At 37.3% G+C, this 11,524-nt stretch carries 4 protein-coding genes; all 4 read right to left on the bottom strand.

The genetic code is table 11. From position 1 onward, the window contains the following. Positions 1 to 3,929 (bottom strand): PKD domain-containing protein (locus HPY79_11495; protein ID NSW46427.1); only part of this gene is annotated, 3,929 nt, incomplete at its 3' end. 45 nt (positions 3,930 to 3,974) lie between these two features. Beyond that, entirely contained in the window at positions 3,975 to 6,188 is a 2,214-nt protein-coding gene (locus tag HPY79_11490; protein ID NSW46426.1) for a hypothetical protein, read from the bottom strand. A 230-nt stretch (positions 6,189 to 6,418) separates the two neighbouring features. Next, complete coding sequence (locus tag HPY79_11485) at positions 6,419 to 9,883, bottom strand: M4 family metallopeptidase (GenBank protein ID NSW46425.1); 3,465 nt, start codon at positions 9,881 to 9,883, stop codon at positions 6,419 to 6,421. A gap of 624 nt (positions 9,884 to 10,507) precedes the next feature. Then, on the bottom strand, positions 10,508 to 11,362 hold the full coding sequence (locus HPY79_11480; protein ID NSW46424.1) for a virulence RhuM family protein: 855 nt from the start codon (positions 11,360 to 11,362) through the stop codon (positions 10,508 to 10,510). Positions 11,363 to 11,524: the final 162 nt, after the last annotated feature.

Genomic DNA, 11,524 nt, shown 5'->3' with positions numbered 1-11,524 from the left:
GCTGTCGGTAAAGCATTGACCGTTACCGTTGCATTGGCGGTTGCAGTACAACCGGCAGCGTTGGTTACAGTTACCGTATAAGTCGTTGTTGAAGCTGGATTTACGGTTACAGCGGCGGTCGTTGCACCGGTACTCCAATTGTAGCTGCTGCCACCACTGGCGGTTAAGGTGGTGCTACCACCGGCACAGATGCTTGCACTTGCAGGGGTTATCGCAGCTGTCGGTAAAGCATTGACCGTTACCGTTGCATTGGCGGTTGCGGTACAACCAGCAGCATTGGTTACAGTTACTGTATAAGTCGTTGTTGAAGCTGGGTTTACGGTTACAGCGGCGGTCGTTGCACCGGTACTCCAGTTGTAGCTGCTGCCACCACTAGCGGTTAAGGTGGTGCTACCACCGGCACAGATGCTTGCACTTGCAGGAGTTATCGCGGCTGTCGGTAAAGCATTGACCGTTACCGTTGCATTGGCGGTTACGGTACAACCGGCAGCGTTGGTTACAGTTACCGTATAAGTCGTTGTTGAAGCTGGGTTTACGGTTACAGCGGCGGTCGTTGCACCGGTACTCCAGTTGTAGTTGCTGCCACCACTGGCGGTTAAGGTGGTGCTACCACCGGCACAGATGCTTGCACTTGCAGGGGTTATCGCAGCTGTAGGAGCAGCATTTACTGTAATATATCCCGTTATTGTTTTGGTATCAGACCCAGAAATATTAGTAACCGTTAAACTAACATTATAGGTACCTGGTGTATTATATGTAACAGTTGGATTTTGAGCTGTAGAAGTAGCGGGAGTACCACCAGGAAATGACCATGACCATGAAGACGGACTATTTAAAGAAGCATCCGTAAAGGAAACGGATTGGCCAGCACATATAGTTGTAGGTGAACCTGTAAAATTAGCTATAGGTGGTGCCAAAGGAGTTCCCATTACAATAATATCATCAATTAAACAAGCTCTTGCAGTACCTATTGCTCCACCACCAATACCTACTGTTGAGGTATTTAACCATCTTAAATAAACAGTTGCCTGATTATTACATGCTGCAGGTAATACAACATTATTTAAGTTAGCCGATGAACTTGTCCAATTATTTAAACTTAATGTCATGGTAGCACCTGTAACATCAGTAAAGTTGGAGCCATCAATACTATATTGAAGTTTAAAATCTCTAGGAGACTGAGCATTGTTTCCGGTCATCTTAGATGATACCTTAATTGATTCGTATCCAGTTGTTGTAAAACTTACTTGCCAATATTTTGTATTGGCACCACTTGCCCAATTAGTTGCCGAAGCACATTGTGTTGTTGCACCAGCAGTTCCAAATGTTGGAGCATTTACTCCACCACCAACTGTAATTGTTTTAGTTAAATTAGCAGCAATACCGCCATCTGCAGTTGCATTATCGGGATTATTAGGGAAATTCCAATAAACCAATGCAACAGGAGCAGGAGAAACAACAATATAACCCGTTTTGGTTAAGGTACTATTACCAACTGTATTGGTTGCTGTTAAAGTAACATCATAAACTCCGGGTGTATTATAAACAACAGATGGATTTTTAGCGGTCGATGTTGCTGGTGTACCACCAGGAAATGACCATGACCATGAAGTAGGATAATCAAAGCTCAAGTCGTAAAAATTAACTGTTGTTCCGGCAACAACATTTGTATTATCAGCCATAAAATCAACAGAAGGAGGATTACAAATAACTCCCACCGTATATGCATATGATTCTAAACTTGCTCCACATGCATTATTAGCATGAACGGTCATATTTGCATAATCGCCCGGACAAGTAACACTTGTTGTTATAGAATTGGTATTAGCCCCAGATGTAATAGTCAAGAAACCGGGTAACGTCCAGGTATAACTTGTAGCTCCTGGTACAGCAGGCACTGAGTAAACAACACCTGTTTGACCATTTAATAATGACTGATTACCAGAAATAGGTCCAGGACGGGCAGGTACCGGATTGAAAGTAATAGCTTTGGTTGAAGCAGTTCCGACGCCACACATATTTTCTCCATAAACAGAAATATTTCCTGCTTGTTGATCTTGTGCAAACTGAACTGTTACGGTATTGGTATATTGTCCGGATGTAATGGTTGCACCTGTTGGAACAGTCCAAACATATGAAGAAGCTCCTGTGATTGTTGGAACTGAATAGGTAGCTGAAGCCCCCTGGCAAACAGTAGCAGGTCCTGTAATTGTTCCAGCTGCAGCAGGCAAGGTATTACATTGTTGACCTGTAATATAAATATCATCTATAAGTGAAGTTGATGCAGCATTCGTAACGGTTCCACCGGCAGCATTGGTTAATGATGTCTGATACCAAACCACTTCAATGGATTCGGCATTATCGCAATCTGGAGGCATTTGAACATTATTTAATACTCCTTGAGTCCAATTATTAGCGGTTGTCATAGGAGGCACATCGGCTAAAAATTGAAAATCGCCACCATTAACTGAATAATATACTGAAAAATCTCTAGGAGAGTCCGTAGAACCAGCGGCTTGTTTCGATGAAAGTTTAATATTAGTATAACCCTGAGTAGTAAATGTAACTGACCAAGCGTAAGTTCCTGAATTATTATTATAATTGGTTTGGTCCCATTTAGTTGTACTTGCACAACGAGAAGTAGCCCCCTCAGTAGCATAAGTTTGAGCAGTTGGTGCCCCCCAATTTGTAATAGTTGCAGTTAAATTAGGAGTAATACCTCCATCAGCCGTAGCATTATCAGGGTTATTGGGGAAATTCCAATAAACAATATTTGAAACTGGTGCTACATGAATATAACCACCTTTAATTTCCTGATCGGAACCATTAGAATTAGTTGCTGTTAAACTTACATCATATAAGCCTGCATTAGCATAAGTAACCGATGGTGGGTTCTGAACAGTGGAAGAAGCAGGAGTAACTCCTGTGCCGGGAAATGACCAAGACCATGATGTAGGAGCGGTGCCACCAGTTGTTTGATCAATAAAGCTAATAGTTGTCCCAGGAGTTATTTGTGTTCGACTAGCAGCAAAATCGGCAACCGGCAAACTTGAAGAAGGAACATTGTAACAAAATTCGGGAAGTATATATAATGATCCATTTATACCAAACTTAGACTCATAAGTAACCCAATTCGTTCCATTGTAGCAATATGCAGTATTGGTTCTCCCCACACCTCCATTTGCCAAATAACATGCAAATGTATCTAGTCCAGCAGCAGGCGATGGTAATTCGAAACCAGCGAAGAAAGTGCTTCCTACTGAAACAGGCTGAAATTCGATATGATTGATATAACCTTGAATTAAATCTTTAACTGCCACATCTTTAAATCCTAAAACAGTACCAGGAACACCGGCATTATCGTCCCAAATGGTAAAGCGAACATTGGTAGTTCCATTTACAACTCTTGCCATAGCCACAGCAACAGCAAGCGATTTAACTTTTCCTGTTAAATTACCAATGGTAAATTTATCGGCATATTTGGTAACACCAACCGTATTCTGACCGGGAGTATAACCTCCGGCATAAGAAGTTCCATTAGCAAGATAATACGAAGCATCATCATCGTCTTGAACATTAGAATCGTAACTACAATTATAAAAGACATGAATATAATCTGTTTTTGTCTTTGTTACTGAACCATTTTGGTTAGTTGCCGTTAACGTTACTTTAAAATATCCTTCGTTATTATATACAATATTGGTAGGATTTTGTGATGTTGATGTAGAGGGTGAGCCTCCTTCAAACTCCCAATACCACGATGTAGCATTTTGTGATAAATCTTGGAAGCTTACACTTTGTCCTGTGGTAATTTTTCTGCTTGTAGTAGCCGTAAAGTCAGGTACTGGCAAACTATGACCTGGTAGAGTTCCCTCCATACAAACATCATCAATTCCCCAGGCATATCCCCAACCTGCATTTGATCCCATAGTAGAAGGGGTACTTCTAAACGTAAATCGAATTCTTACATTTGACTATCCTGCGGCCGCAGCTGATATATCAACGGTATAATTATTAGCATTTCCAACAGATTGATTATTCGCAAACCCTTCATGTAATACATATCTGGTTGAAGTAGCAAAATTATCGGTACTTACATATAATAAGGTGCTATCATAAAATTTTGTATAAGCTTCAGTAAATTTAAGAATAACTTGACCGTAATTTGTGCAATTTACACCGGTGGTTGTTTGAACGCTCGACCATTGTTCAACATTGGTTGATGTAATACCATCTGAATCGAATAGTGCATAATTTCCTCCCGATGTAGAATTCACTTTTCCGGGGTTTGTGGAACTATAAGAACCTACTGGAGCATTGGCTGTTATTTGCCAAACTTGATTGGCTGCCCCTGAGTGATTTATAATCGACCATTTAGCAGGGTCAGAAAAGTCGTCGCACCAAATAGTTACATTTGGTGAACCTGGCAATACGGTAATATATCCAACTTTTTCGATAGTTTGGGTTCCTGCTACAGGCGTTGTTGTTGTTAATGAAACTCTATACGTACCTTGCTGATAATATACGATTTTAGTAGGGTTTTGAGCAGTAGAAGTGGCTGGAGAACCACCTTCAAATTGCCAATACCATGAAGTAGCTCCATTGGTAATATCGGTAAAATTTACAGAGCCCCCTTCGTATATAGTAGTTGGTGTTGCATAAAAATCAGGATAACCAGCAAAAGGGTCATAACCGTTAACGGTTGTAACGCCTGAATTAACGGGGTCTAACCATGTTTTTAACTGTGTAGCAGTTCCTCCAGGTGTTTGATCCCAATCGTACCAGAATTTACCATATAAATTAGAACCTGAAAGATTAGTACAAGAAGAACTACCTCCCGACAATTGTCCTACGACTCTTTTACTTTGATTAAACAAAGGAGAACCCGATGACCCACCTTCTACAACGCCATGTCCATTGGTAGTAGCGACAAATAAAACATTCCACTCAGCATTGGTTGCAGAAACCATTCCTGTTCCACCATTAAATGTAGCAGAGGTTGCTGATGCTGTAAAAGTAGAAATTTTCTTAATGTCTCCGGCAGGGTGATGAATACCAACCCCACTGGTCGCTGCAGTATTGGTTCTATCCCATCCGTTGTAATAAGGATGATAGGATTGAGGGGGTGCTGTATTTAATTGAACCAAGCAAAAATCTGAGCCACCATTCAAAGGGCTACATGCTTTTAATGTGCAACCCGTAATAGTGTTATATGCGGGTTCTGTACCAGGATTGGAGCAAGTTGCTGATTCGTAGTTAAAATAAAACTGCCATTGATTCATATCAGCAGCAGAAGCATACGGTTCGCCGGCATCGGGCAAACCATGACAATGGTCGGCTGTAAGAAAATATGGAATTCCACTATTATTGGTAGTATTAACTAAACCTCCTGTACACCATCCCCAACTTGTTCCATTTTTTAACCATATTTCGGCTACGCCCCTTTTTTCGGTCTGCCAATTATCTCCTTCGGGAGAACAATTAACATTTACTTCGCAACTGCCAGAAGCACCAAATCCTGTTTGTTTGGTTATATCATACCGATCAAGAAAAGGAACATCGCGATATACATAAACAAGTTCAGAAATTTCAATATTAGGTTTATCAGATTTTATGGTTAAATCTGTAGTAGATATTTTATCGCCCTCTATTTTAGCATTAAATTTATTTTTTTCTGCTTTAAAAGGGAGTTCTTTAGGAGCGACATATTCAATATTAATTATAGAACCTTGAACAAGCTCTGTTGAAAAAAGTCCTCCACTTGGATTAGTTGTTTCGTCGTATGCGCCTAACACTTGTGTTCTGTATTCATTATAAATAAAAAGCTTACCACCTTTGGGAATATAAAAATGGTCGTAAGCAAGTGCCAATGCCTTGGCTCCTGTAGTCGTTATTTTTAATCGCCAAATTTTAGTACCATCAGGCATTACGGTCCATGTACCAGAGTTTGACATATTAAAATCAACCGGTATTGAACGCCCTGCCCATAATACACCACCTCGAGTTGCGTCTTCTTGTATCGCTTTATCGACATCGATAGGTTCTACGATTTTTTCTTCGTAAACATCGGTTGACGATTGAATGGAGAAACTAGGAGGAGTTCCTCCTTTACTTGGTTGTGCATATGCTTGTACCGTATAAAGTAAAGCAAACATCAACCCCAAAAGAAAGTAGCTAACTTTTTTCATAACGATTTGGTTTAGTTATTTATTATTTTATTGTATTCATATATTTTTTTATGTAACACGTACTTTTACGATAAAAATTTAAACAAGGTTACGGCATTTAATGAAAAAAGTCAATAAAATGAATTAATTACAGATTGTTATTATTTTAAAATAAATATATCTTTCTTATTGTCAACGCCTTATATTGTTGACACAAATCATTTTTTTGATAAACAAATTACAAAATAGGACTAATGATTGATACAAATCTTAGTTACATACTTAATTTTATCATTCGCTAGTTGTAAAAAGTAAATACCATTGGACAGATGACTTACATTAATTTTGTAATTATTGTCATTATTAATAAGTGTAATCGGGTACGTTCTTCTTAATTCATCGCTCAACGATATGGCTTTAATATTCATTTCACTATTCCATTGAAAATTTATAAAATCGTTAGCCGGATTAGGAAATACATTATAATTTTTTATTTGAACCAATGACATAGCATTGCAATTATCTACGTATGCCACAACAGGAACTTTTGCGCTGTAACAATCGGGCAATTTTACTTCCCAGTTATAAAAGAAATAATAATAACCGGTTGGGTTATTTTGAACACTACTCGATTTTAAGGTTAAAATACCAGGTAATTCGTAAGGATAAAAAGCAACTAAATTATTATTTCTCCATAAATTAGGGTTGGGTGGTCCCATCAATCTTAAATCGTTTTGTACTGGTAAATCAAAATTCAATATAACTCTTGATGTATCGGCAGGTATGTAAACCGTTTTACTTTGCAACACATTGCCTTGTGAATTATTTAGAGTAATCGTTCTGTTGCCGGCTGATCCTGCATTAACAAAAACCGAAACCAATTTACATTCGGTAAAGCAGTCGAATACAATGTAATGTTGTGTTGAATTATTATAATATCCACCGTCTGAATTATATCGATTATCTCCTACATATTGTGATGGATTAAGATGAGCATTTTGTACCCAAAAAGTAGTAGTTTGATTTAATAAGGGAGTATAAAGCGTATCACCTGCAAAAACAGGTATTGTATCGTTACTATTGGAATACCATAATTGAGTTCCGCTGCCGTTCGATATGAGCATTGCCGATTCGTTATAGCAAATGGTATCACCCCACACTATAGGTGTTTCGGGTCTTGCAATAGTTACAATATTATTATAGAGAATGGTATCGCTACCATACATATTCGATACAATCAATTGAACATCGTAATCGCCGTTGTTTAAATACTCGTGAGTTGGGTTTTGTTGTGTAGAGGTAGTTCCATCTCCAAAATTCCAAAGCCACGAAGTTGGACTATGCAACGATTGATCCATAAACATTACAATACCAGAACATTGATTCAAGGCTTGTATATTAAATTGTGCTACCGGTGCAGTATTTAGTATTTCGCATGTCCATGTAGCTTCAAAACCTGCCTTATTTACTCCGGGGTCTGAATGCAGTAAAATAGTTAAGCTCCCTCCTGTTGAAGTAATGGTTGACGGTGCTCCAGTGGTATTGCAATATCTTCCTAAAGATGGACTTGATGTACTAGGTCCATCAAAAATTTCAACATAATCGTAATCGCAATAACTACCACTACCCGGTTCTATATCAAAAACATTAAACGACAACGTTATGCTATTGGCTCCAGATGGAGCAATAGTAACTATGGCATCGGCATTATCAATATAATTTCCGGTAGGTCCACCCCCATCGTATAAAGTACCTGTACACGAGTTAATATTAGCACTCGTTCCATTTAAAGGCATAATTACAATGCAAGGATTTTGTGGATTAATAGAAATATAATTACTTTTAATTATAGTATCGCTGCCACAAGCTCCTCCATCTACCATTAACTGAACAGAAAATTCGCCATTTATTAAATAGGTATGTTGTGGGTTGATATCGGTGCTTGTTGTTCCATCGCCAAAATCCCAATAGAAAGTTGAGCCATTTAAAGAATTATTGATAAATTGAACTGTAAATGGTGCCTGACAAGTTTGTGTGACCGAAGCTGAAAAATCGGCCACCACATTGGGCTGATAAGCTTGACCCACTCCCACTGCATACATAGCATTGGTAACGGTTTCGACTTCGGGCGAGCAGGATCCAAATAAATCAGCAGCGGCTACAATGGCATAAAAACGCGCATCGGAATAAGTAGCATTAGGAGATAAATAATATACCAACATCCGGTACGCGATTTTTGCTGCATTTTCGATACCAATGCCATTTACAGAATAAGCATTGCCTATATCGTTGGTGCCACTTCCGCCCTGCGAAACTAGATAAAACCAATGGCTTAACACGGTAGAGTTTTGATGCACTTCATTATTAAAATCCCAATAGGTTCCTTGATAAGTATCGGGATCGTTATATGTATTGGGATTGGCCATTGAACGGAAAGCGGCGCCAATATCTTCGCCTATGGTCCAATTGGCTTGAGAAGGTTTTGCATAAAATTCAACTACAGTACCAAAAATATCGCTAAAGCCTTCGTTTAATGCACCCGATTCGTCGGCATACACTAAATTGGCGGTTAATTCTGTTAATCCATGAGTAATTTCATGACAGGTAATATCTACTGTTGTTAAAGGCGAGTAGGTAGAATTTCCATCTCCATAAGTCATACGCTGACCATCCCAAAAAGCATTGACATTGCTCGACATTCCAAATGCAGTTAAATCGGCATGTACATAATTATATAACGCAAAACCATTGTTGTCGATACTGTTTCTGCCAAAATTATTAAACAAATAATCGTAATATTTTTCGGTAGCCCAATGTGCATCGGTAGCAACTTCGTCTTGTTGTGCATTTACGTTGTTCCAATAATTATCGGCATCGGTAAAATCGACAGCAGATCCATAGTCGGCTGTCATTTGCATGTTGTAAGTAAATATGCCATTGCCTCTTACCGATTCGTGCAAACGATAAGATCCATTGTAAGAATCGGTTGTAATGGTTTGTGTTCCACTGTATCGAGTTACGGCTGTACCCGGCACATCGGTGGTTTGAATTTTATCTATCTGTTTTAATACACTACCCGATTGGGCACTGATGTAATAATCTTTTTTAGATAATGGGAACTTTGAATAAAGCGTAATTTTATAAGCTAATTCTAATTTGTTATTCGAAGCAAACCAAACTTTTTGTTCGCTCGGAAAGTAAGTTGCTTGTTCATTTTTTTGCATTTTTTTTAGAAGTGTTTCTTCGTTAGCATCTTCCCACATATATAGCTGCGCATGGTGAATATTTTTAGCTATTTCTAAGGCTTCAGTAAAAGAAAGAATCGAAGTCTTTTCATCAACGATGATGTTTTTATATAGATTTCCGCTAAATGATACAACGCTTTGATTTTTTACATGAAAAGTAAAAGTTGCCCACTCTATAGGTATTTGATTGACTGTTTGCTGATACTTAATATGCTCATAACCTAGTTGATCTTTTTCTTTATATAGCAAGCGGTATTCTAATTGAAATTCTTTTTGCCATTTCTGGAGCAATTGTTCGATAGAGATTGCAACATCTTTCCTAAATTCAATATACGATGGAAAAGTATTGGGTTGTTTTATCATTATTTTTTCAGCATTTTCAATGATGCTGGTAGCATTTTTCCCTGTGTAAATCTGTGCATTCAGATAAACCACAAAAAATGAAAAAATAAAAATAGAAATAATCTTCATATTATGATTTTTTACAATGACGATATAAAGATAGAAAAAGTTGTTTGAAAAAAATAATTATTTCTTGAGTTGGGTAATTAAATGATGAAAATCATTCAAATTAAACCCAAGTGAGATGAATAAACAAATTCAGCCAGGCTAATAAAAATAGTAATATTTTTATAGTAATTAACCCTACACCCACCGTCATACCGAGCCTGTCGAGGTATTACACTACACACAACCGAAATGAGCATTGGGGTCATTCTTCGACAAGCTCAGAATGACGGGCAATTCGACAAGCTCAGAATGACGGGCAAGTCAAAAGGCTCAGAATGACAAGAAATTTAGAAATTGATTACAAGCATTTTATCGTTTACACATTTCTAATGTGTAATCTAGGTAAAAGGTTAATATCTAAAAAATATTTATGTTACATCACTCTTTCTTAGGCTTTATTCGGAAAAACAGTACATTCGTTATTAAAGAAATAGATTCCACGCTGTATAGTTGTACGGGCTAAGGCTGGGATACTTATCGCTCATCGGGTCAACGCTGAGCCAGAGGCTAAGATAACTATTGTTGAAGTGAATATTAAATTTCATTATTCTTTTATATGTAAATCGTCTGCATACTATTTTATGCCTAAAGTTTTTGTAATATTTCAAAACTTTGTATGTCCATTTTAGAAAAAGCCACCCATTTTTTCCCTAAATCCTTTATGGAAGCACCGATGTGATAGACTATCTGGTTGTCAATAATTAGAAATCTGTCGTGAGATTTATCAAATAATTTAATTTCTATTTCAGAATACTGTTGATTGTGCTTTTTAACATCAAGTTCCAATTGCTTAGAGATATTTTTAGTGAATACTGTTGCCTTTACGTCTTTGTCTCGTTTTGATAGTAAAAGCAAAACACTTTCGTCAATGTAATTATCAATTAAAACTATCTTTTGTTTTGCCGATTTTATAATTCCTGATACAAAAGCATACGCATCGAAAATTTGCCCGTCATAGAAAATTCCATATGCTGGTGTTAAAGAAGTATTAAGTTGCAGCTTTATTTCTCCAAGTTCTTTTTTTATGTTGTGTACATCGTTCTCTATACGCTCAAAACGCTGACTAACTGCATAGCCCTTCAGCAAATATTCTTTTAAAACTTTATTTGCCCAAATACGAAACTGGATTCCTCGTTGGGATTTAACTCTATAACCAACAGAAATTATTACATCGAGATTGTAATATTCTAAATTCTTTGTTTGTACTTTACCTTTAAGTGCACCATGTTGAGTGGTGTGTGCAAAATATGCACATACCTCTTCTTTTTTTAATTCACCCTCTTTAAATATATTATTTATATGTCTATTGATGACTGTTCTATCTCTTCCAAATAATTTACTTATTTGTTCTATATTTAACCAAACGGTATCATTCTCGATTCTGACTTCAATTTTTACGGAAGAATCTTCGTTCTGATATATAATAATTTCGTTCTTCATTTATTTGTATCAATACAAAAACAAATATAAAGATTGAGACCTTTGCAAAACTAAAATAAAACAACAGTATTCGTTAATGCGATTAAAAAATCAATCTTTTTATTCAATAATTTTTAGATTGCTTCTATATGTTCGTAATGATGAAAAAGGAGTTTTGCATAG

The sequence above is a fragment of the Bacteroidales bacterium genome, from assembly GCA_013314715.1.
Classification (GTDB): Bacteria; Bacteroidota; Bacteroidia; order Bacteroidales; family GWA2-32-17; genus Ch61.
Note: the sequence above shows the minus strand (reverse complement) of the source record. Positions and strands in the feature narration are given on the sequence as shown.

Excerpts from the sequence above, each read along its gene's own strand:
- HPY79_11480 (NSW46424.1), bottom strand. The coding sequence starts at position 11,362 with ATGAAGAACGAAATTATTATATATCAGAACGAAGATTCTTCCGTAAAA.
- HPY79_11490 (NSW46426.1), bottom strand. The coding sequence starts at position 6,188 with ATGAAAAAAGTTAGCTACTTTCTTTTGGGGTTGATGTTTGCTTTACTT.
- HPY79_11485 (NSW46425.1), bottom strand. The coding sequence starts at position 9,883 with ATGAAGATTATTTCTATTTTTATTTTTTCATTTTTTGTGGTTTATCTG.